21 protein-coding genes, 1 tRNA gene and 1 pseudogene are annotated in these 23,940 nt (G+C 38.1%); 5 read left to right on the forward strand and 18 right to left on the reverse strand.

Annotation, left to right across the window (positions count from 1 at the left end):
- Positions 1-17: 17 nt before the first annotated feature.
- The 4 genes and pseudogenes from LVD17_RS25380 to LVD17_RS25395 form a co-directional block, all read right to left on the reverse strand.
- Positions 18-3,134 (reverse strand): SusC/RagA family TonB-linked outer membrane protein, encoded by a 3,117-nt coding sequence (locus LVD17_RS25380; RefSeq protein WP_233762655.1) that lies wholly within the window; start codon positions 3,132-3,134, stop codon positions 18-20.
- 216 nt (positions 3,135-3,350) lie between these two features.
- Complete coding sequence (locus LVD17_RS25385) at positions 3,351-4,070, reverse strand: FadR/GntR family transcriptional regulator (RefSeq protein ID WP_233762657.1); 720 nt, start codon at positions 4,068-4,070, stop codon at positions 3,351-3,353.
- 212 nt (positions 4,071-4,282) lie between these two features.
- A pseudogene (locus LVD17_RS25390) lies at positions 4,283-4,441 on the reverse strand (tyrosine-type recombinase/integrase); the annotation flags it as partial.
- Between the two features lie 140 nt (positions 4,442-4,581).
- The gene (locus LVD17_RS25395) at positions 4,582-4,767 is read right to left on the reverse strand and encodes an Arm DNA-binding domain-containing protein (RefSeq protein ID WP_233762662.1); all 186 of its coding nucleotides are present in this window, start codon (positions 4,765-4,767) and stop codon (positions 4,582-4,584) included.
- A gap of 116 nt (positions 4,768-4,883) precedes the next feature.
- On the opposite strand from LVD17_RS25395, the gene LVD17_RS25400 reads away from it, so the two are divergent.
- Together LVD17_RS25400 and mtaB are read left to right on the forward strand one after the other, a co-directional pair.
- Entirely contained in the window at positions 4,884-5,039 is a 156-nt protein-coding gene (locus LVD17_RS25400) for a hypothetical protein (protein WP_233762663.1), read from the forward strand.
- 215 nt (positions 5,040-5,254) lie between these two features.
- Complete coding sequence (mtaB, locus tag LVD17_RS25405; protein ID WP_233762665.1) at positions 5,255-6,574, forward strand: tRNA (N(6)-L-threonylcarbamoyladenosine(37)-C(2))-methylthiotransferase MtaB; 1,320 nt, start codon at positions 5,255-5,257, stop codon at positions 6,572-6,574.
- Here mtaB and LVD17_RS25410 read toward each other — a convergent pair.
- Positions 6,571-7,182: a nitroreductase family protein gene (locus LVD17_RS25410; protein WP_233762667.1), complete on the reverse strand. Its 612-nt coding sequence runs from the start codon at positions 7,180-7,182 to the stop codon at positions 6,571-6,573. The two genes, mtaB and LVD17_RS25410, sit on opposite strands and share 4 nt — an antisense overlap.
- A 72-nt stretch (positions 7,183-7,254) precedes the next feature.
- Entirely contained in the window at positions 7,255-7,908 is a 654-nt protein-coding gene (locus LVD17_RS25415; RefSeq protein ID WP_233762669.1) for an ABC transporter ATP-binding protein, read from the reverse strand.
- A 138-nt stretch (positions 7,909-8,046) separates the two neighbouring features.
- Here LVD17_RS25415 and sucC point away from each other — a divergent pair, with 138 nt between their 5' ends.
- From sucC to LVD17_RS25430, 3 genes are all read left to right on the forward strand, one after another.
- On the forward strand, positions 8,047-9,258 hold the full coding sequence (gene sucC, locus LVD17_RS25420) for an ADP-forming succinate--CoA ligase subunit beta (RefSeq protein WP_233762671.1): 1,212 nt from the start codon (positions 8,047-8,049) through the stop codon (positions 9,256-9,258).
- Positions 9,259-9,285: 27 nt separating this feature from the next.
- Positions 9,286-9,359 (forward strand) — tRNA-Arg (locus LVD17_RS25425).
- 138 nt (positions 9,360-9,497) lie between these two features.
- Complete coding sequence (locus LVD17_RS25430) at positions 9,498-10,409, forward strand: DUF6089 family protein (RefSeq protein WP_233762673.1); 912 nt, start codon at positions 9,498-9,500, stop codon at positions 10,407-10,409.
- A gap of 258 nt (positions 10,410-10,667) precedes the next feature.
- Here the strand turns inward: LVD17_RS25430 and LVD17_RS25435 are convergent, their stop codons facing one another.
- From LVD17_RS25435 to LVD17_RS25485, 12 genes are all read right to left on the reverse strand, one after another.
- Positions 10,668-12,563, reverse strand: coding sequence for a polysaccharide biosynthesis protein (locus LVD17_RS25435; RefSeq protein WP_233762675.1), 1,896 nt, complete (start codon positions 12,561-12,563; stop codon positions 10,668-10,670).
- Between the two features lie 231 nt (positions 12,564-12,794).
- Positions 12,795-16,139: a DUF8693 domain-containing protein gene (locus tag LVD17_RS25440; RefSeq protein ID WP_233762677.1), complete on the reverse strand. Its 3,345-nt coding sequence runs from the start codon at positions 16,137-16,139 to the stop codon at positions 12,795-12,797.
- A gap of 147 nt (positions 16,140-16,286) precedes the next feature.
- Positions 16,287-17,399 carry a DegT/DnrJ/EryC1/StrS family aminotransferase gene (locus tag LVD17_RS25445; RefSeq protein ID WP_233762679.1) on the reverse strand — a complete coding sequence of 371 codons (1,113 nt, stop codon included), beginning with the start codon at positions 17,397-17,399 and terminating at the stop codon, positions 16,287-16,289.
- Positions 17,399-17,827 (reverse strand): exosortase F system-associated membrane protein, encoded by a 429-nt coding sequence (locus LVD17_RS28750; RefSeq protein WP_370688780.1) that lies wholly within the window; start codon positions 17,825-17,827, stop codon positions 17,399-17,401. Before LVD17_RS28750 ends, LVD17_RS25445 begins: the two co-directional genes overlap by 1 nt.
- The gene (xrtF, locus tag LVD17_RS25450; protein ID WP_233762681.1) at positions 17,808-18,359 is read right to left on the reverse strand and encodes an exosortase family protein XrtF; all 552 of its coding nucleotides are present in this window, start codon (positions 18,357-18,359) and stop codon (positions 17,808-17,810) included. Before xrtF ends, LVD17_RS28750 begins: the two co-directional genes overlap by 20 nt.
- 2 nt (positions 18,360-18,361) lie before the next feature.
- Positions 18,362-18,997 (reverse strand): acetyltransferase, encoded by a 636-nt coding sequence (locus LVD17_RS25455; protein ID WP_233762683.1) that lies wholly within the window; start codon positions 18,995-18,997, stop codon positions 18,362-18,364.
- Between the two features lie 24 nt (positions 18,998-19,021).
- On the reverse strand, positions 19,022-19,639 hold the full coding sequence (locus tag LVD17_RS25460) for a sugar transferase (RefSeq protein WP_233762685.1): 618 nt from the start codon (positions 19,637-19,639) through the stop codon (positions 19,022-19,024).
- Positions 19,632-20,825: a glycosyltransferase family 4 protein gene (locus LVD17_RS25465; protein ID WP_233762687.1), complete on the reverse strand. Its 1,194-nt coding sequence runs from the start codon at positions 20,823-20,825 to the stop codon at positions 19,632-19,634. Before LVD17_RS25465 ends, LVD17_RS25460 begins: the two co-directional genes overlap by 8 nt.
- On the reverse strand, positions 20,782-21,783 hold the full coding sequence (locus LVD17_RS25470) for a polysaccharide deacetylase family protein (protein ID WP_233762689.1): 1,002 nt from the start codon (positions 21,781-21,783) through the stop codon (positions 20,782-20,784). Before LVD17_RS25470 ends, LVD17_RS25465 begins: the two co-directional genes overlap by 44 nt.
- Positions 21,776-22,273: a hypothetical protein gene (locus LVD17_RS25475; protein ID WP_233762691.1), complete on the reverse strand. Its 498-nt coding sequence runs from the start codon at positions 22,271-22,273 to the stop codon at positions 21,776-21,778. The genes LVD17_RS25470 and LVD17_RS25475 overlap by 8 nt, the downstream gene beginning before the upstream one ends.
- 193 nt (positions 22,274-22,466) lie before the next feature.
- Entirely contained in the window at positions 22,467-22,988 is a 522-nt protein-coding gene (locus LVD17_RS25480) for a hypothetical protein (RefSeq protein ID WP_233762693.1), read from the reverse strand.
- Between the two features lie 2 nt (positions 22,989-22,990).
- Positions 22,991-23,938, reverse strand: coding sequence for a GNAT family N-acetyltransferase (locus LVD17_RS25485; protein WP_233762695.1), 948 nt, complete (start codon positions 23,936-23,938; stop codon positions 22,991-22,993).
- Positions 23,939-23,940 lie beyond the last annotated feature (2 nt).

Raw genomic sequence — 23,940 nt, forward strand, 5'->3', positions numbered from 1 at the left:
GTCTCTTTCTTTTTAAATTAAAAATCAACGTTCAGACCAAAAGTGAAAGTTCTAAAGATGGGTGTACCGGCTCTTTGAGACCCATATTGTCGCGGGTTGTTATCATTATCGATATACTCGGGATTAAAGCCATGATACTCATCTGCTGTAACGTATAGGAGGTTTTGCCCTGAAGCATAAACTCTTACACCTGTCAAACCTATCTTAGATATCAAATCCTTAGGCAGTGTATAACCTATGTTCACATTACGCAAAGAGTAATATTTTGCATCCTGAACCACCTCGTCTGTTAATACTTTTGGCTGAATAAATGAAGTGTGCGAAACAACTCCATCATCAACCATTTGCTGAGGGCTTGTAGTTGCACCTTGCCACCAGGTGTAGAAGTATTCGTCCCCAATATTTTTTACCTGGGCACCATAACTTCCCTGAACCATAAACGAAAGGTCAAATCCTTTATATTTAAAGTCGTTGGTAATACTCCAGATCATGTCTGGGTAAGGATTACCCAGAATAGATTTATCTGCATCAGTAATAATGCCGTCACCATTCAAATCAACCACTATTGCATCTTGTGCCTGTCCGTTAATCGGCACAGAAGGAGTGGTTACATACTCATTAGGCACTGATTTACTTCTGTCTACCACATAGCCATAGAAAGATGAGATTGGATTACCTACTTTGTTGATCCACTGAGAGTTTCTACCAAAGGTATCTTCTAAAAGGGCACCGTCTGAGTCACCAAAAGCAGTTAATTCATTCTGATTGGTCGAGGCTATGAAAGTGGAACTCCATGTAAAGTCACCGTTAACAATATTTCGGGTCCTCAACTCAAATTCAAAACCACTATTTTTCACTTCACCAAGGTTTACAATGGCACTGTTAAAACCTGTGCCGTAAGAAACCGGATTTAGTAATAGCAGATTATCACTCACGCGCTCGTAATAGTCAACAGATCCTGTAATTCTATTGCCTAAAAACCCGTAATCTATTCCTACCGTGAGTTCGGCAGAAGCTTCCCACTGTAATAGCGAATTTGCCACATTACGAGGTGTGAAACCACCCTCAATATTACCTTCTACAATCGCATTGGCATTATTCAACAAAGCCAGATATGGCCAGGTGTCTACAATATCATCCCCTACATTAAAGTTCTCTGCTCCGGTAAGGCCATAGCTAGCTCTTAGCTTTACGATGGTTAGAATATCATTATCAGGCATAAAATCCTCATTATGAATATTCCACCCTACAGATACTGCAGGAAAATTTCCCCACTTTGAGTCAACACCAAAAACTGAACTTCCATCTCGTCTGAAAGAAGCATTAAACAGGTATTTTTGGTCATATGAATAGTTGACCCTAGCAAAGTATCCAATTTTTCGTCTTACTAATTTATTTTCAACTTGCTGTGATACCGAAGTAGCTCCTGATAAGTTTTTTAATAAATCGCTACTATAACCTGTACCTACAACTTCATTATACTCAGTAGTTCTTTCCTGAACGGTTAAGCCCACCATTGAATTAAGGTCATGTAGACCAATAGTTTTGTTGTATGTTAAGTAGTTGTCCCAAATAACTCTTGCTCTATTTCTATTTTGAACATAATACTCAGCAGGGTTACTGTGATGATACTCACTACCATCCCACCGGGTTCTCTTGCGTTGGTCCAGATTAAGACCTAAACGAGTTTTTAAGGTAAGTCCTTCTATAAATTCATAACTCAAATATGTAGACGCTAATAATGCATACTCAACATCATAGTGCTCTCTTTCTACATATTGGGCATATGGATTTTGATCACCCGAAGTACGAGCTCTTGCATCTAAATCGCCATCACCATCTACATCTATCTCTGCAAAGTGATCCTCTCGGGCATAGTCACCCGGTACGAGATCCGGGTAGTAATACGATGCATTCGGATCATCTTGATTAACAAGTGCAAGTGTCTCTTCTGTATGGTAAATGGGTAACCAGGGCGATTGCCTGATAGAGTTATGTATGGAAGTGGGCAAGCGTCTCGTCTTTGTAAAGGAAGGGGTGGCACTTATGCCAAACTCGAGCTTGTCGTTCAGCTTGGTATCTACTTTAACAGAGCCGGTAATCAATTCAAAATTATCAGTAATTACTACTCCTTCATCTTCTAGATACTTGAGTGATGTGCTGAATGTAGTATTTTCAGAACCTCCTCTTGCAGAAAGTGCGTGGCTTTGAATGATACCACCGTCAAAAAATACCTCCTGCCAGTCACGATCCAAACCTCCTGCTGCTTCAGAGATTATAAGCGCATGTTGCGTTTGTTCGCTAAGCTCACCATATTCTGCCATTTCCTTTGAAGCCCAATCCTTTAAACTTTTCTTGTACTCTTCGCTTTCAAAGGCTTCTTTGTAACCAAAAAACCCTTCATAGCTAAATTTAGTTTTTCCTGCCTGGCCTTTCTTTGTTGTAATTAGTATAACACCATTTGCCCCCTCACTACCATAAATTGCTGCCGAAGCTGCATCTTTTAATATTTCAAATGATGCAATATCATTCATATTCATATTTCCGAGAAAATCGGAATTGACCACTACTCCATCTACAACCACCGCTGGTCCGGAATCGGCCGTTACGGATCCAAATCCTCGAATAGTTATAGTAGGCGCAGCCCCTGCTTCAGCGTTGGTAGCCTGAATGTTCACACCGGAAACCTGTCCGATGAGGGCATCATCTACCCGGGATACTGCAATCTGATCTAATTTTTCATTCTCTACTTTAGAAATAGATCCTGTTATTGTGGATTTCTTTTGAGTTCCATAACCGATTACAACAACTTCAGATAATTCCTGAGTGTTTACATCCATAGAGATATCTATAACAGATTGTGTTCCCACCGGTACTTCTTGAGTCCTATAACCAATAAAAGAAAATACAAGCACATCATTTGATGAAGCTTTAAGGGAATAATTCCCATCAACATCTGTGATAGTACCCTGATTGCTATCTTTAATAACAATAGATACACCTGGTAAAGGCTCATCAGTTTCGCTGAACACTTTTCCGCTTACAACCTGATCGTTTTGAGCAAACAATCCGGTCGACATTGTCATCAGTAGTAGCAATACCACTGATAATGGTTTAGTAAAATTTTTCTTCATTGTGTTTAAATGATTAGATGGTAAAGTTTGATAAGCAGGCAGGAAACATGACAAGCTTTGATTTTTACTTGTCTTTCATTTATCTTTGAAGAAGAACGGATAAGGCACAAGCTGAACTTTTTAGCGATCGAACGGCATGTGACCTTCCTGCCAAAATGGTTAACTGGTTACGGTTAACCATTTTTATTTTTATGTTAGTTTTGTTTCATTAATTCATCAGGGGCTTAAATTATCACTAGCAAAATTTAAAATATCTTTGAGGTGTTCCCTCATGGAAATCTCCGCTTTCATTGGTTCTTGATCTATGATGTAGCGAAGAATAGTGTGGTGTTCTTCCAGCGCTGATTTAGGTCTATCACCACTACAGACATCATTTTCTTTAAAATACGTCAGGATATCAGGTGTTACAATGAGCATTAAGGATTTGAGGACCGCGTTTTTACTCGCTTCAGCAATTTTTAAATGAAAAAGTAAATCCTCCTCAACAGTTGACTTACCCTCTTTTACTGCTTTCTCGTATTCGTCCAAAGCATTAGATATTGAGATGATATCGTCTTCGGAACGCCTCATAGCCGCGAATCGGGCTGAATTAGTTTCTAACAATACCCGTGTTTCAACTAAAGCATGAAAATCATTTCCTTCTAGTTTTAACACATCAGTTATCAAACCTTCCAGGGCGGTAATACCGAAGCCAGCTACGAAAGTTCCGCTTTGGGGCATGGTCTTTAAAATCCCATAAAACTCAAGTTTTCTTATGGCATCTCTAACATAGGTTCTACCTATGGCAAAGCGCTCACTTAGCATGCGTTCAGAGGGTAACCGATCACCAGGTTTTAACTGGCCTGAAGAAATCAATTCCTTTATTTGATTGATTATTTTATCGACAGGGCCCTCTACGATTATTTCACTGAAGTTGTTTAATAATTCCTTTGACATATAATAAATTAGTTAACCAGCAACTGGTCTACCAATTTATAAAAGATATTTTTTGGATCAAACTTAATGCAATTTTTTTTCGCAAACGTTTGCAAATTTATCTGCAACCTTTTGCTAATGAGCTATTATTAATTTTGCTCATTTCCTGGTTATACTTTTATTGAATAAAGCAAAGTCCAGAATTTATGAGATCAGATTCCAGACAACTTTACTCAGCGACTGAGTTTAGACTCTACTACTTTAACATATATCTGTGTGGTAGAAATGCGAGAATGACCCAACATCTTGCTTACCGATTCTATGGGCACTCCATTGCTCAATGTAACGGTGGTAGCAAAAGTATGTCGTGCTACATGAAACATGAGGTTCTCAGGGTGGTGAAGTAATTTTTCTGGGCGCCCCAGGCCAGGTTATCTTTCATCTGAGTATTGTGATATTCGATCAGTTTTTGACAGCTTCTGACGTTACCAATTCGCCCAGAAGTGTAATCTTTTAATAGTGATCGATCACTTTAGCTCTCACCCGTTCCTAGTAGCCGTTTAAGCTGTTGGTCTCTTCTACCCTTTTCCATACCTTTATGGTTGTTCCAGCTAGAAAATTCAACAGATCGCTTCATCGAAAGGTCTGCTCTCTTTCCATCTACGGTAATTCGAGCATAGATAGGTGCTTTACCATTTCTGGCCTTATACTTCTTCAAATAAAAAAGCGCCGTTGGGCTTATCGTTCGAATTAGATGGTATGGAGCCGTCATTAACAGCATCCAAAGTCTCCCAGGGAGAAACATAGGAAACGAAGGACATAGTGATCTCAACTTTGAATAAAATATCCCCGGAAGCTCTCTCTGCAACTTACCCTGTTACACTGCGTGATGAAGCTTTCAGTATCGAATTTTTCCTCATTCATTTGCATGCACACCTCAACTACCATTTGGGGCAGATCAATTACCTGAGAAGGTTAATTGAAAGTTAAACCATCAACTATTGAATACATTGTTAGTTTAAACTATACGGAAACTCTCGATTAACCCGCCCCCTCCATCAACTTCCTTCCATGAAAACGTCTATCTACATTGAGTGGCCCAGATTTAGTCTACGTACGCAACGAGACAGGTATATTACTTCTTCTTGCTTTTAGTAATTACACCTGAGGACATTACACAATTTTATTCTTAACTTTGCAGCCCGATGAAAAAAGTAGCATTTTATACATTAGGCTGTAAACTTAACTTCTCTGAGACTTCAACCATTTCCAGGATGTTTGAAGAAAAGGGCTATAAGAAAGCGGAGTTTACTGATACACCCGATATTTTTATCATCAATACGTGTTCTGTCACTGAAAATGCGGATAAAAAATGTCGAAAAGTGGTCAGGGAGGCCAGAAAAATCTCTCCAGATGCTTATGTTACTATCATCGGATGCTATGCCCAGCTAAAACCTAAAGAAATCTCTGAAATACCAGGCGTAGATGCGGTGTTGGGTGCTGCAGAGAAATTCCGGCTCATAGAACTTCTCGATGGCTTCGTCAGGACTAAAGAAACACAGGTGCTGGCCTCCGAAATAGAGGAAGCCAACATCTTCAATAATGCATATTCCATCAATGACCGTACACGCACCTTCCTAAAGGTTCAGGATGGTTGCGACTATAGTTGCACCTTCTGTACTATTCCTTTAGCCAGAGGCAACAGTCGCAGCGACACTATTCCCAACATTATCAAGTCTGCCAAAGAAATAGCCGAGTCAGGCGTAAAGGAGATTGTGCTAACCGGGGTGAATACAGGCGATTTTGGGATCAGGGATGGAAAAAGGCAAGATAAGTTCATTGACCTTGTAAAGGAACTTGATCAGGTAGAGGGCATTGACCGTTTCAGGATTTCATCCATTGAGCCTAACCTCCTTCACGATGATATTATTGATTTTGTAGCAGGCTCAAGCAAATTTGTGCCTCATTTTCACATTCCTCTGCAATCCGGCTCTGACAAGATCCTTAAAATGATGAAACGGCGCTACCTTAGTGCGCTATATGTCAGCCGGGTAGAAAAGATAAGGTCTGTAATGCCGCATTGCTGTATTGGTGTAGATGTTATTGTAGGCTTTCCCGGAGAGACTGATGAAGACTTTCTGGAGACGTACCATTTCCTCAATGAGCTTGACATTTCTTATCTGCATGTTTTTACTTACTCGGAACGTGCCAATACCGAGGCACCTGAGATGGGCAATGCAGTGCCCATGAAGGTAAGGCATCAGAGATCTAAAATGCTAAGGACTCTTTCTGAAAAGAAAAAGAGGAAATTTTACGAGGAAAACCTGGGGCGTATTGATACGGTTTTATTTGAGGAAGACATTGAAGATGGCATGATGCATGGGTTCACTAACAATTATGTGAGGGTAGCTGCCAAATATGATCCTGTACTTATCAATGAGCTTAAAAGAGTGAAACTAGCATCTATTAATCCCTCAGGGCATGTAGAGATAGAAGAAGTGGAAACCGAAGTACTAAGCCACTAGATAAAGCTATTCCCCCACGATTCGCTAAACGCTAACTGGCTAAGTTCTTTTCTCTGCCGCCTGGATGCCTCTGATTTTTGGTCTTTTTCGGTTAGTTGGCCCGGGTCACCAAGATATCCGATAGCCACACCAGTTAAAACCTCAAAAGTTTCCGGCACCTTAAATAACTCTATTGCTCTATCCGGATTTATACCTGCCATCTGGTGAACATACAGGTTATCGGCCATTGCCTGCAAGCTTAATGTTGACATAGCAGCACCGCAGTCATACCTATAATGTCTGTTGGGCTTATCATTATGTGTAAATGCCTTTTTTGCACATACCAGCATCAAAACAGGAGCATGCCCAGCCCATCCTTTGTTAAAGTCATTTATACATTCCAACACTTTCTGGTACTCCTCTCCCCTGCTTTTGACTCCTACAATAAATCGCCAGGGTTGCTCATTAAAAGAGGATGGTGCCCATCTGGCAGCTTCCAGCATTTTCAGGATTTGGTGCCTGGAGGGTTCTTTTGTGCTAAATGCCCTGGGACTCCAACGCCCGATAATTAATGGGTGTAAATCAAATTCAGTTTGTGCGGGTTTTATATTTATTGGTTCGGTACTCATATCATTAATTGTCAAACCTTTACTAATTCAACAATAACGACACAAATTCGTTTAAATCTACATCCTAAAATACTAGGTTAGCATTACCCCATCCTGAATTTCCAGCTTTCTGTCAGCCATATCGGCAAGCTCTTCATTGTGTGTAACAATCACAAAGGTTTGTCCCAGTTCATCCCTTAGTTTGAAGAACAGGCTGTGAAGTTCTTTAGCATTTTTTGAATCCAGGTTCCCGCTTGGTTCATCTGCAAATATAATCGAGGGGTCATTGATCAAAGCCCTGGCCACTGCAGCGCGCTGCTGCTCACCTCCTGACAACTCCGAAGGCTTATGATCACGCCTGGCGGAAATACCGAGCACTTCCAACAGTTCATCAGCACGTCTGCTTACTTCGGCGGCATCCCTTTTTCCGATGTAGCCGGGAATGCACACATTCTCTTTGGCAGTAAACTCAGGCAGGAGATTGTGGAATTGAAAGATGAAACCGATGTGCTTATTACGAAAAGCTGACTTCTCCTTATTGCTCATCCGGCTAACGTCTGACTGGTTTATTCTTAAAGAGCCATTATCAGATTGATCCAACGTACCTAAAATATGCAGCAACGTACTTTTCCCCGCCCCTGATGCTCCCACAATAGAAATAATTTCTTTTCTTTCTACATGCAGATCAATCCCTTTAAGGACACGAAGGTCTCCATATGACTTAGTTATTCCACTTGCTGTCAGCATAATTTTATTACCACCTGAATTAAGTATGATCCAAACTTATGAAAATTGAATATAGAATGCGTCTTCAACATGATTTTAAATCAACAATATTTGAAATATAAAACCAAAAGAACTACTTTCGTGCAAAAATTTGTAAGCATGAACATTCACGAATATCAAGCAAAAGACATATTAAAAAAATACGGCGTACAGGTACAACGAGGTATCGTAGCTGACAATGCTGAGAAAGCACTGGATGCAGCGAAGGAACTTCACAATGAGACCGGTACGACTTGGTATGTAATCAAAGCTCAAATTCATGCCGGTGGACGTGGAAAAGGAAAAGTGAAGGAGACTGGTTCAAATGGAGTTGTTTTAGCCAAATCTTTGGATCAGGTAACTGAAAAAGCCAAAGGCATACTGGGTGGCACATTGGTAACGCACCAGACTGGTGAAGAAGGCAAAAAAGTTAACAAAATCCTTATCGCTGAGGATGTATACTACCCTGGCGACTCTGAGCCAAAAGAATACTACCTGAGTATATTGCTTGATAGGGCAAAAAGCTGCAACGTGATCATGGCCTCTACTGAAGGTGGTATGGACATCGAAGAAGTGGCAGAAAAATCGCCTGAAAAAATCGTGAAAGAGTGGATCGATCCTGCAGTAGGGCTACAAGGCTTCCAGGCACGTAAAATTGCTTTTGCTTTAGGTCTTGAAGGTAATGCTTTTAAAGAAATGGTGAAATTCATCTACTCACTTTACAAAGCATATGAGGCCACTGACTCATCAATGTTCGAAATCAATCCTGTTCTAAAAACATCGGATAATAAAATACTGGCTGTTGACGCTAAGGTAAACCTTGACGACAACGCCCTTTTCAGACACAAAGACCTCGCTGAACTCAGAGACATCACTGAGGAAGATCCTGCGGAGGTAGAAGCCGGAAGATCAGGCTTAAGCTATGTTAAACTTGACGGTAACGTAGGTTGTATGGTAAACGGCGCGGGTCTTGCTATGGCTACCATGGATATCATTAAGCTTTCAGGCGGAGAGCCTGCAAACTTCCTTGATGTTGGAGGTGGAGCCAATGCAGAGACTGTAGAAGCGGGTTTTAGAATTATCTTGAAAGATCCTAATGTAAAAGCCATTTTGATTAATATCTTTGGGGGTATCGTTAGGTGCGACCGTGTGGCTAATGGTGTTGTAGAAGCCTACAAGAAAATTGGAAACATTGATATTCCAATCATCGTTCGTCTACAAGGAACCAATGCTGAAGAAGGTGCTAAGATCATTGAAGAGTCAGGATTAAAAGTATCTTCGGCCATCTTATTAAAAGATGCTGCAGCCAAAGTAAAAGAAGTATTGTCTTAAAATATAAGCTATAGCAATATAGCTGATGCACTCGTAGTTCAACTGGATAGAATACCAGATTTCGGCTCTGGGGGTTGAGGGTTCGAATCCTTCCGAGTGCACTACAAATAGCTCTGCAAATGCGGGGCTATTTTGATTTTACAGGTAAGTAAAAAACTATAGCTTCATTTTGACGTTACTATTTTTTATAATTACCAACATTATTTATTAAATTGAAGTTTAATGAGTATAATTAGACCATGAAGATATTTGTAGCTGTACTCAGCATAGGTTTGTTATTTATAACCGAATTAGCATATTCCCAAAGCTTTTTCAGGTTTAGCGGAGGAAGAGATGCTATTGTTTCTTTAGGTACCGGCACATCCACCTATTTTGGTGATCTTAAAGACCCTGGTGAGTATATGGACGCCAAACCAAGCTTAAACGTTGGCATGCAATATTTCTTTAATCCTCGCATTTCAGCAAGGGCTGAAATGACCTGGTTTCGTCTAAAGGGAGACGATCGTGATGCTGATGTAAATGGTAGAATTTTGAGAAACCTATCATTTCGAAGCGATAATCTAGAGTTTAACGTTGTAGGAATTATAAACGCATTTCCAAATGGGGCACGATTTTATCAAAGACCTCAATTTAACCCTTATGGTTTTTTGGGGGTTGCTTTACTATATTTTAATCCTAAGGGAGAGGTTCCTTCCACCGATTGGGACGGTAATGATCTACAAAAGGCTGGAAAGTATATCGCTCTTCAACCTTTACAGACAGAAGGCGTCAACTACAGCCGATTAGCTATCGTCATTCCATTTGGAGCCGGTATCAAATATAAAGCAAGTCCCTTTATAAATATTGCTATTGAAGGCGGCTACAGATTAACATTTACTGACTATTTAGACGACGTCAGTACAACCTACCAACTACACTCCTCTATAGAAGATCCTCTAGTACAAGCAATGGCCGATAAAAGGCATGAACTGGACCTGCCACCTCTTGGTCTTGAACCTGATCATATTAGAGGGAATCCCAACAATAATGATGGATACTTCTTGTTTAATGTTAAAGTTGAATATTATTTACCTTCGGATATATTTACTTTTAAATCCAGAGCCAGGAATAAAGGGCCAAGGCGAAATATTCAAAGGAATCGCCGAAAGTAATCTTAGATAGATAAAATACTTAACATTAAATATTTTTTACAAGTTAACATTAGATATCTTAAATGGTTAAAAACTCTCTAACCTTACTCTTACTAATAAACGTAGCTTAAACGCCAAAATCCTCATTTTTGCATCTTTGGTATGGTAGAAAGTTCCTACATGCACAATGGTGAATGGTTTAAGGGGATTTAATTCCTGATTAACACAGCTACATCAAAAAACAAGGAATATTTTATTTCAAATAATTCTGTTAACCTATTAAGACGCAGGTACAATATGCTTCTTATCCAAAATTTGATAACGAGAACTATTGCTTTTAAACTCAGGGACTATTTCTTTCATAATTTTCACAATTTCATAATCATCTTTATGACTGAAAATTGCCTTTCTTAAACGCTCTATATCCTGAGTAATCCGATTATAGTCGTATTCAAGCACTTTCGCAATCATAATTTTTTGATGGTGAGTTGCGATCGTATTTTCTTTGCTGGCTAGTAGTTCCTCATACAATTTTTCCCCTTGCCTTAAACCAGTAAATACAATTTCTATATCAAGATTTAACTGCAACCCGGATAGCTGAATCATTTTCTTTGCTAAATCCACAATCCTAATGGATTTACCCATATCAAAAATAAATATTTCTCCCCCTTTCCCCATTGCCCCAGCCTCAAGAACTAGTTGGCAAGCCTCAGTAATAGTCATAAAATACCTGGTTATTTCAGGGTGTGTAACAGTTACAGGTCCGCCATTACTAATTTGCTTTTGAAAAAATGGTATAACGGAACCATTGGAGCCAAGCACATTACCAAAGCGTGTTGTCACAAATGAAGTGTGGCTATCGTCCAATTCCCTGAGATGATTATTCAATGATCTTACATAAATCTCCGAAATTCTTTTTGAGCATCCCATTACGTTTGTAGGATTTACAGCCTTATCAGTTGAAACCATTACAAATTTCTCTACATGAAATTTAACAGCCAGATCAGCTAAGTTTTTTGTACCCAACACATTACACAAAACTGCTTCCATAGGATTACGTTCCATCATTGGCACATGCTTATAGGCAGCAGCATGAAAAATTATTTCCGGTTTAAAATTAATAAAAACATCATTCAACCTATCAAAATTCGTAATATCAGCCACAAAAAACTCAATCCCTTTCACATCTTCAAACTCACGTTCAACGTCATAAAGAGCAGATTCTGCCTGATCTATTAATATGAGCTGAGATGGTTTATAAAGGATAACTTGCCTTACAAGCTCGCTTCCTATAGATCCAGCCGCTCCTGTAATGCATACTCTTTTACCTAAGATCTGATTTCTGACAGCCTCATTATCAAGTTCAATTGTCTCTCGACCGAGTAGGTCTTCAATATTTATCTCTTTAATTTGGTTCAGACTGAGTTCACCCTTCACCCAATGTTCAACCTGTGGAACCGTTCTGACCTTAACATCTAAATCCAGGCATATATCAACAATTTCATTCTTTCTTTCTACAGGAAGTTGGTTAACTGCTATTATTAATTCACTAATTTTGAGGCTGGTCAATAAAGATTCTAATGCCAGTCCGCTGTATATAGGGGTACCATGAATGATTTTCCCAATCTTTCTATTATCATCCTCAATAAATCCCACCACCTTATACTTGGTGCCGTCGCTACCATCTATCACCTGCTTAGTGACAATCCCTAGTTGTCCAGCTCCAAAAATGATAACTCTTGTTTTATTAGTAATAACGCCTCTATAATAAGAAAACACATTCTTTATCAAGAGTCTATACTGAAACAGGAATAAAAAAGAAGCAAGAAAGGCAATTAAAATAACGGAGTAAGGTATTAAATTCTTTTCGTAATTGTAATGATACAATAAATTGACAAAGCAGGTTATTACATGGGTTACAATCAGTGTGTAAAAAACCCTTAAACCATCTTGGATACCGGTGTACCTTACAATTCCTGCATAGCTCTTAGTTAATAATAGTGCAACCAAACAAGCGAGCACATTTACACCAACACCAAGAGTATAATTAAATAGTTCTAATTCTTCAAATTCGAAATTAAATCTGAGCAAATAAGCAAGGTAGGTCGCACACCCAACCACCAGTAAATCAATAAGAATAATGATCCAACGTGGTAATATTCTTAGTTTTAGCAAAAAATGAGTTATCAAGGCTAAATCCCAATTATAATTTGAATCACTTTTTTCGGGACGATTTCATAACCCTTCTAACACCCAGAGCTCCCCCTATAAAAAGTAATATTTCTATTCCCCATATCGGCACTGGTTCCCCCGGGTCGGGGGGTGGTCCACCACCAGGTTGAGCCAATATAGCTGTTACCTGTAAAAAACATAACAACACAACAACAATAAGCCTTATCCGCATTCTTACTCTTTTATTATACGTTTTGATACTACCTGTCCGTTAATATTACATACTAGTAAATATATTCCACTTCTCAAACCAGACATATCCACAACAGCGCTAATTCTATCACCATTCTCATCTATTCTAACTTCTGGATAAACTACCCTACCTCTAGAATCTATAATCCTGACATGCGTAGGTACACCTGCATATGCTGTTATATTAATAAAGTCTGCAGCAGGCACTGGATATACATTGACTGGTGGAGATTCAACTACCGATTGATTATGGTCATTTTTCCTCAAAACAAAACGGGCTCCTTTTGATTCCTTATTTGAGTCAACCGTGAAATTGATTGTTTTTGTTTCTGACAGAGAATATTTTTCGCCAGTATATATATCGTAAAGATACAGATGCTGATCTTCTATGAAGGAATTATCTGAATTCATTGTTAAAGTATAATCACCTTCGTTAACAGCCTTAATATATATCCATGTACCGTCACTATTATCCGTAGCAAAACGAACACATTTTCGCTCTCCTGGATTTTCCATTACAGAAACGCTAAACAGTTCTCCTTGTAATTTAGGTGCATCCCTACCAGGTTCATATCCAGGCTTGGCATCCTCCCTAATAATAATGAAGGAATTATCCGTAAAATTATCATACGTAAGAGAAATTGTTAATTCCTGCCACTCATTGGTTCCTTTCCTAAAGAAACTTCCACTTAGAGCTGTTTTTGCATTTTCATTTATTGTTAAAGAAGCATCCGTTGTTTCAGCATATACCCAAAAAGCTTGTCCAAGCGCAACAACACCATTTGGAAGATCACCGCTTTGGCTATCAGCATCCCACGTTCTAAATAACCCACTGGCATTGTCTGGAACATATATAACAGGTGCTATGTCTGTTTTTGACCAACCACTGCCATTGTCCCAAAAAACCGGTGAAGGGTATGGATTTCCTATAAGGTTCCACCCATCAGCATCCGGGTTAACTGGGGTAGATACAGTATGTGTAATATTTAAATCAATATCCCCACTGTTAACATTGCCCACCAGGTCCCAGGAAACCTGCACATCTTCCCACATATATGCCAAATACCCTCTTCCTGTTTCCAACGTCTCAGTATTTGATGAATTGGGGTAACCTAAATAACCGTTACTTATGCTACCATTAGCAGCCTCCAAATAATACCTGAGGGAATGTGAGTTGTTATTACATCCTGTACAAGGAAAGCTGGTTCCTGTGAACCCCCCTGTTATAGAAAAATCATCCTGAAGTTGAGCTACCGTTGCATTTTGAACCGGAGAAGAAATATAGCGATTTATGTTTCCCTCCTGGCTCATATACCTTTGAATCGTAACATCACCAACCACCGATGATCCGTCAACCAAAGGACCAATTCTTGCATCTACAAAAGAATCATCAGCGGATGAAATTAATGTCAAAAAACCATTTGAGTTAAAAGTAGCTCCATTCTCAACTGAAAGCAAAACCGTTAATTCAATAGCGCTAAGTAGACCAGTACTTGCTCCTGCCCTTGTCAACAAAAATGAGTTAAACCTATTACCCGAAGGAAGAAAGTTGAAAGAAGACAATGAACCAGAGCCTCCTATGCTAACAATGCAATTATCCTCTACAGAAAAATTACCGTTGGTTCTATTATACTCCCCATTTAGTGTAAGTTCATCCCCTCCCAAAAGAAGATCCCCGTCAGTCATATTCAAGGTTCCGTTAACTGTTAAACTATTTTGAATTTCAACAGTTCCTGAAGACCTATCAAGTGTAAAATCACGAAGGCTCTGATCTCCATTTGGGAAAGGAAAGGTTCCGAAATCGCCTGTACCATTTATAGTTATATCACTTGTAGAGGTCACCGTGATAAAGGAACTTGAAATCAAATCTCCATTAAGAACTAGTGATTTATTATTCCCAACGATTAGATTTCCTGCTTGCAAGGTTAAATCACCTGTCACTGTTAATTCACTAAAATTATCTGCAAATTCAATTCCATTAGGATTGTTGATGATCACATCCACACCAGGAGATTCTGATCCTGGATGTCCATTTCCCAGATATTGTACATCTTCCCCATTATAGATAATTACTGAACCAGGATTGTAAGTCCTTGTTCCTCCATTTCGAATATTTCCGGAATTTGCCGGATAGGCTTGTATTGCTCCATCAGTGCTCAATCCCCCCACCATTAATACTCCTGAAACTGTCAAATCCCCCAGTCCAAGAATAGCGTTTCGTGTTAAATCAACTATCGCATCTGCTTCAATCAAATAATTAATAGTGTTCAAAATGGATCCGGTTCTGGTAAAATATTGGGTTTGGCTGGTTGGGTTACCAATAAAATTAATATTGCCTTGACTCGCAGAGCCCATTTCTGTTAAAGTACCCCCTGTTATATTTACATCACCCTCTACATTTAAGGTTGTTCGTCCAGACCCCAGCCCACAATTCATTATAGTACCCGGGGTATTATCCATAGTGAAGGAACCTGACAAGTTAATAGTTGTTTGCCCATAACTCGCCAATAATGTATTTCTGGAAGTGTTAAATAGCATATCTCCAGAAATGTTAAGTGTAAGATCCCCGTCCCGGTTAATATTAAAATTCGAGCTACCTAAAACTCTAAAATCCCCCGAAACATTAATTATCGAAGATTCAACATTATTTAATCTTACCTGCCCTGACCCTGTACTATTTACAATAAAATCGCCATTAATTTGCTGAATTTTACCTCCGAGAGATACACTCTGATCAGATGCCAATGCCGAGCAGTCTATTATTACATTACCAAACTGTTGGGTCCAATTATTACCAGAAACACTTAAAGTTGTAGTAAATCCGGATATTTCAAAGGTAGAATTAGCATCCCAGGAAGCCACAGGAGGCTCCCCGGACGAAGTTGTATACAAATGTCTATAGGTTCCACCAGAATTAACAATTAGATTTGAAGCATTCACTCCTGAAAATGTAGCGTTTTGATTCTCTAAGACTCCATCAACAGTTATGGTTCCACTTAAAATAATTGATAAATCATCTCCTCCTCCATTGTTAATTCTAAAAACTCCTCCTGCCTCAACTTCAAGTTGCCCTGCTATTCTGAACTGATCTATATCAATGTTAGTGGATATAGATACTGAATGTACATTTCTAACAGCCGTTCTGTCTGCGCTTGCAGAGGTTGGGAAGTCATCTGCAGGAACCCATGAAGCCCCATTAAACCGCTCCCAAGTGTCAGCGTCGTCCCAGGCACCGGAATTCCTGGTTCTATATTCGTTAACACCCTGTGATAAAACAAAAAAAGGGATAAAATAAAGGAATGTTATGGCTACAATTAATTTATTCACATCAATCTTGATTAAATAACTATAAAGATACATCAAATTCTATTAACTAATAAACGTGTACGGTATTAATTAAAGTCGGAAAGATTCCACTCAAAACCTACCATAGTCAATTTTTATTAAATACTGACACATATTTCATAGTAACCATCAAATTAAAGATTTAATAGCCTGAATAACAGCGTTTTGCTGTTCAAAAGTCAGATTTGACCCTGATGGTAAACAAAGACCTCTTTCAAACAACTTTTCACAAACACCGCTTCCGTAATAAGGAACTCCTTCAAATACAGGCTGTTTATGCATTGGTTTCCATAATGGGCGAACCTCAATATTTTTCCTGTCAAGAGCTATTCTAATATGTTCAACAGAAACTTCAGGAGATAAAGTGATAGTGGTTAACCACCTGTTAGAAAAATGACCTTTGGGTTCTTCTAAAAAGGAAATGCCATCCTGAGATAAATTTTGCAAATAAAAGTTGTAAACTTTCCTTCTTTGATTTATTCTCTCATTTAAGACCGTCATCTGTCCTCTACCTATGCCTGCACATATATTACTCATTCTGTAGTTAAATCCTATTTCAGAATGTTCATAATGAGGTGCTTCATCTCTGGCTTGGGTAGCAAGGAATTTAGCCTTCTGTATGTATTGAAGGTGCTTTGAGATTAGTGCTCCTCCTCCGGAAGTGGTAATTATTTTATTCCCATTAAACGAAAAGATACCAATATCCCCGAAAGTTCCTAATTTTTGTCCCTTATATTTAGAACCTAGCGCCTCAGCTGCATCTTCAATAACAGGGATTTCATACTCACGTGCAATAGTAAGTATTTCGTCCATTTTTGCAGGCATACCATATAGATGTACTAATATTATAGCCTTTGGCTTTTTCCCTTTGGTAATACGATCGGCAATCGCGACTTTTAAAAGCTCGGGATCCATATTCCAGGTATCACTCTCTGAATCCACAAATACCGGAGAAGCTTTAAGATAAACAATTGGATTGCATGAACCTGAAAATGTAAAGGAACTACATATTACCTCATCATTTTCTTTTACCCCCAAAATTATCAATGCCAGATGAATCGCGGCAGTACCTGAACTTAAAGCAGCTGCATGATATCCATCTGTAAATAAAGACAGATCACACTCAAACCCTTCAATGTTTGGACCGACCGGGGATATCCAGTTAGTTCTAAAGGCTTCATTTATATACTCCAATTCCTTTTCTCCCATATGGGGTGAAGATAAATATATTCTCTCCTCCATTATATTCTAGTGTTTTTTTGATTATCTCTATTTGAATAGTTTTCCTGTAATAGGAATGCCGGTATTAACAGAAGCATCAGTAGTGGATTAACTAAAAGTCGGTGTAAAAATGATATTAAAGGACCATTGTAGGTAGTATAAGATTTGATTATAATATATGGCACTAAAATAAAAACTATTGCAATAATTAAGATATACATAGAAAATACAACGTATTTCTTCTTTCCAAAAACTCCATATATTAGTAATATTACTAACAAATTATTAGTAAAAAATCGTATGGACCTACCTATTGCAAACGCTGAAAAATCTGATAGTTCAAATACTTTAAGCCAACCATGAATTTCGCGTTGAAAAATATAACTTCCAGCTAAAGCTGTAATACAAGCGAAAATTAATACCATCCTCCTACCCGGCGGAACCCTCATTACTATTAATTTTATATAGTTTATTTATCCATACATACCAAAGATAAAAGACGGCAAAATAAATAAATGCGGTAAAAAAGTATTTATGTGCGAAGTACATAAACTCTGGCAAATGAATAGCTACAGAAAATAAAATCACAATCCTGAGCAAATTAACAAGGTGAATAACAACTAAACCTACTGGTAAAAACCAAACCAACCTTGTTCTTAAATGCCCAAAGGAAAATAAAAATGCAACAAATATAATAGCCACGTTAGCACCATTGCACCCTTCATACACACTCAATATCACATTATTTCCATTTAAAAGAATATCGATTGAGCTATGTCCAGCACTTTCTGAAGGAGATGTTGCATAACCTAATAAATCCAGCAATAACACCGATTGATCAGTAACCCATTCTGTTAATGGATCCGGTTGAGGCGAAAAAAAGCTTATATATAATCCATAACATAAATTAAGAATAGCATAAATCACTAAAAACTTAACGAGAAACGTAATGGCCGGCTTAAACTCTTTAAAAAAACTCATGCCTACTTTATAGCCTTTGCAGGAACCCCTACCGCAGTCACATTTGCAGGAATATCTTTGGCTACCACAGCACCTGCCCCTATGATACTATTTTCTCCAATGGTCACCAAATTTATAATTTTTGCACCAGTGCCCACATAGACTCCCTCTTTTATAATAACTTCCCCTGAAATATTGACAGTTGGCATAAAAGAGGCATAGTTCTCTATAACTGTATCATGACCTATTGTGCATGAAAGATTGAGAATCACATGTTTTCCAATTTTTATATCACAGGTTATTATATTTCCAGCAGCTATGATTGTTCCCTCTCCTATATCAACCGATGACTCTTCCCCAATTATAACTTGCGGATGGATAAGAATCGGATAGGTCAATTTTTTATTCGGTGCTACATAATTAACTATCTCCCTCTTTATTTTTGGATTACCTATTGCAAAAACTATCCCTAGCTGTTCATTAAAGTGAAGAAGTTGGTCTTTTCCTCCAAGTACTTTATAATTGGCAACTTTGGCATTTGCATTATCATCAAAAAAACCAATGAATTCATACTCCTTTGAAACTTTGTTCATTGCGTTTATCAAAGTAAGTACCTCTCGCCCAAAACCTCCAGCACCATAAATTGCAATTTTCTTCATATTATATGTTTTTTGATAATATTATTAATACTTGCTATCGACATCTCCAGTAAATCTTTCCATAGTAACAGTACCCTCTGCATTGATCCCCTCCGCTTTCAGAACCTTTCTAACGGTAAGAAGCAATATTCTAACATCTAATAAAAAGGACTGATGATTTACATACCACACATCGTATTCAAATTTTTTTTCCCATGATATAGTATTTCTACCATTAACCTGCGCCCACCCGGAAAGTCCAGGTTTCACATCGTGCCTTCTACGTTGAAATCTATTGTATAGGGGCAGGTAATCCACAAGCAGAGGCCTCGGTCCTATAAAGGACATATCCCCTTTTAAGATATTTATTAATTGCGGCAGTTCATCCAATGATGATCTACGAATAAATCCCCCAATCCATGTCAAACGATCTTTATCCGGTAATAAATTTCCAACTGCATCTCTCTCATCGGTCATCGTTTTAAATTTAATTAGATTGAATATTCTTTCATCTTTACCAGGACGAGGTTGCACAAAAAAAACTTCATTTCTGTTGAATAAAATCAAAAGGAAAATACATAGAACAAATAAAGGTAATAATATGATCAGGGCTATAAAAGCAACTGCTCTGTCTATCAATCCTTTTAAAAATTTCCTATACATTAAGTTGTTTTTTATACTCTTTCACAATTTCCTCCCATAGGAAGTTTTGGGCGAATTTTTCAACCACCCGTTTTCTCGATTTTTTAGCCATTTCCCCCCTTAAGGAATGGTTATCTACCAGAAGATTCATAGCCTCATATAACTCCGTTACATTTTTTGAAGGGATCAAAAGGCCGGTCTTTAAATGTGTTATAATTTCATTGCACCCATTTATATCTGAAGCAATACATGCCACTTCCATAGCACATGCTTGTAAAACTACATTAGGAAATCCCTCCCTATAGCTAGGAAAAACAAAAACATCTGTAATTGCAAGGTAAGGCCTTATATCATGCTTAAAACCAATTGCAAAAACATTTGCATCATTTTCTATCGTTTGTCGTGTATGACCATTTACAGGATTAAGATCATCCTCAAAATCACCTATCAAAAATAGTCTCAGTTTCTCAGATTTTTTTTTATTAAGTTTTTGAAAAGCTTCCACCAATTCGTTGATGCCTTTATCAGCCACAATCCTTCCTATATAAGTGAGGATCATACAATCGCCGTTAACTCCATATTCCTTTAATATGTTTTTCCCTGAAAGCTCCAAGTCTCTGCTTTTCTTAAAATAACTAGTATCAATCCCGTTTGAACTACCATAGCCAATAACGGATAGCTTATTGTTACCTCTAAACAAATTTTGCTCTATATACAGTTTTAACTTTTCTGAATTCGGGTAAACTTTTGTGGCACTCCAATAAGTTATTCTCTCAGTCCATTTTAAAATTAGCTTTTTTACACCTACGCTTTCTGTTAATGGCATGCCGGCTACAGTATGAAACCGATGTGGAACCATGCATAACCATGCAGCCAGCATACCTAAGAGACCTGCTTTTGGTGTATGAGTATGTACAATATCTATCTTTTCACGTCTAATGTAGCGAATTAAGCGCCATAAACATCGTAAATCATGCAGTGGAGTAACCTTCCTTGTAAACGGGATAGTATAATGTGTTACATTTTCGCGCTGCACAAGTTCGTCGATTTCTGGCCCAGCAGAGCTAACTGTTAACACCTCAAACCCATGAGACTGAACATACAACAGTTGCCCTTTAAGCAATACATTAAGAGAGGCGGGGATGGTAGTTATCCTCAGTAATTTAATTTTCCGAGATTTCATTATTGAATAAATAAGCAATTTCACCCATATTGAGAGATTTCATGCCATACTCGTCAGAAAGCGTCTTAGCATGTTCAACTATTTCAACCAACCCATCCAAATTATTCTTCGGAAAATGACCAAAGTTGTGAGGGTGCCACCATAGATGATAAACCTCCTTATTTAGGGCCGCCAAACTCATTTCTTTCTTTATTCTTTTGATCTTAAGATTGTTAAGAAACAATTCTTTAGGATTATATGGTCTAAGTAAACGGCTCGCTGGCAAAAGTATAACGCCCATAGTTTGTTTAAGGCTTTCTATTTTATAAGATGTTTTACCCCCTATGGAAAAGTATGCATCCATTCCTCTATTTAAGCGCTTCCATTTTGATTCATTGTGAGCACTATCTATTTGCCACCACCAATCTAAAGGGTTGGTACGTACTATCTTAATACCCTCTTCAGCACATATTTTCAGATATTCAGGGTTATACTGATTTCTTGGAAAAACTAAAGATTCAAAATAAACATTTAATGATTTGGCCGCAACCTTCGCAGCCATAATATCACTATGAAACTGATTTGGTTGCTGTCCCATTTCATTGCAGTAGTAATGGGAAAAAGTATGTGTTCCAATCTCCTGTCCTTTAATTTTTTTAATTTGCTGTATTAAGGAGAAAGCATAATGAAATGGATCCATTTCTTCGCTATCGCCAATGCCGGTCTTTTCGATATAGTCATATGCCGATAAATATGAAAGGGCATAAGTTGGTTTAATAGTTGGCAGATTGTTAAGAAGTTCTGCTTTATTTTTATGCATAAGTAGCCCCACCGTTGCCCATGTAGCGTGGATATTATTACTCTGAAAAATGTCCAACATTTCCAAAATAACCTTCCTTGTGTTAAGGAAATAATCTACATACAAATCAAGTGGCCACTTTTCAAAACCTCCCCAGTGCAACTCAAAATCTAGTGAAATAACAAATATTCCTGTTTTATGCATTATTTAAATATGGTATTCTCTTTCTTAATACTCTTTTTTTATTTGCCATCCTCTCTCTATATCTCTTTAATTTTTGGGCATCCATAAGACTAATTATAACATACAAAAATAGTAGCATAACCTGGCTTTTTTGTCTGATTGCCAACCCAAGGTTACCAGATACCTGAGCCAGGGCAAGAGACACTGTAAAAAAGCTTATAAAAGTAGTTTTGACCATAAAATTACCTCTAACAATATAAAGAAGCCCCCCTTTAAAAATAAAATATAAAGAGATAAATAACAGAAAAACATTCTCAAAGGATACCACCAATCCCAATATACCAGGAGAGTCAAAAAACAACGGACGATATAAAAAAGTGAATAGTTTCAAGGGAAGAGAATAATTACTAATATCAACTCCAGAAGTTGCCCTTGATAAAGATTCCGCTCGCTGATCAAACTCCATTCCTTCTGTCAATTCCTCTCCCTGTTCAATCCCAACAAAATTCATCACATCCTGGTATATGTAAATAAACGCTCCCACCGACAGGCTTATAACCAACAATTTCGTTGCCCATCCTACCCCCTTGGAGCTAAATGTAAAGCCAATGGCCGTAGCAACAAGTATAACGAACATTACGTGAGGACGAACATGATAAACTATTAACCCTCCCAAAAGTAATACCAACCATCTCTCTGAAACTCTATTTACACCATAAAAGTATAAGCCGATACCCATGAAAATAATAGCGCCCTTGCCAAAGGAGCCTGACCAGAAATGTAAGTTTGGAAGAAAAAAAGAACAACGTAAGCACATCATACCCCATAAAGCTATGCTTAAACAATATGCGTTCTCTGAAAAACACGTAAAAGGACAAAAAACCTACAAACCCAAAAAAAGCAAAAACAACCATCATTGCCTCATAGGTAAATCCCAAATACTTAACAAATGGATACCCAATCCATTCCACGAACGTAGTACTTGTACCGTAGAAATCCAGCCATGAATCACCGCGGAACCCCATTTCAATTTTTCTATAGTAGTTTCTTGAATCAGAACGGCTGAACTGAGCAACTATATAGTAGGCCAAAGAGAGTAAAAAATGATAGATGAGTATATTGTTCAAAAACTTCCTATCGATACGCTTATCCTTCTTGCTAACTTTATTGATAAGTTCTGTGGATATAACCCAAAGTAAGATTAATATGACGAATGCATAGATCATCTTTAAAATAATTCCAGATCTCCCAGACCGGGAGTCCATTTGCCAAAATTTAGAAAATCTTCTGTACCTTTATTCAGTTTTCTGACTGTTACCTCAGGGCCTATGCGAAGTTTATAACTTTTGTAACTAATGCGGCCAAATGTTTTATTATCACCCCATGATACATAATCAGCCTTAGTAAACTTCTGCACATCCTTTATCAGTTTTTTTATGCTCGTTATCTCCCCAAACATTTCGACAATTCTCAGTTCCTTTCCATATATACCCGTTCTAATACGAAAAATAATTCCCGAATTAGCAATTGAATCGTAATGTCCATAGTATGTAATAACCGGCACATCTACATATCTCCATTTTAAAAAGTCGAATGAATATGGCGTATGCCATAACTCAGTTTCATTTTTAATTTCGAACTGCCTAAGTTTACCTGGCAGATCAAACTTGTGCCCCTCATCCAGAGTTATGAATTCTGCATGAGACTTAGCACCAAGTCTGCTTCCTAACACTGAAAATGGTCGAAATATCCATAAATTAACAGGTAATCGACCTACGTTTTCCCATCCCATTTTCAGGTAGCCGGCCTTACTAATTTTGTTGGGAGTATTGAATATAAAGTCGTATCCCTGCTTTATGCTCTCATCAACTAATCCCATGGTTAGTTTTCTAAATATCCCTTTCCCTCTATAATCCGGGTGTGTAGCAGTATCAACTGCTCTTAGAGTCTTTATGCATTCCTTACCTTTCATCCAATCCCACCTCAAAAATGCTCTTACTCCTGCTAATTTTTCATTTTCTTCCGCAAGCCATACAGGAGATTTGCCAAAAGGATTATTGATATGCTTCCACTTCCAATAATCTTCCGACTTTGGCATTAATGACTCTCCTAGAGATAATTTTAGCAGTTCAATTATAGCCGGTATATCCTTTTCAGTAGCCTCTCTTAACTTCAAAA

This window comes from Fulvivirga ulvae (assembly GCF_021389975.1).
Lineage (GTDB): Bacteria > Bacteroidota > Bacteroidia > Cytophagales > Cyclobacteriaceae > Fulvivirga > Fulvivirga ulvae.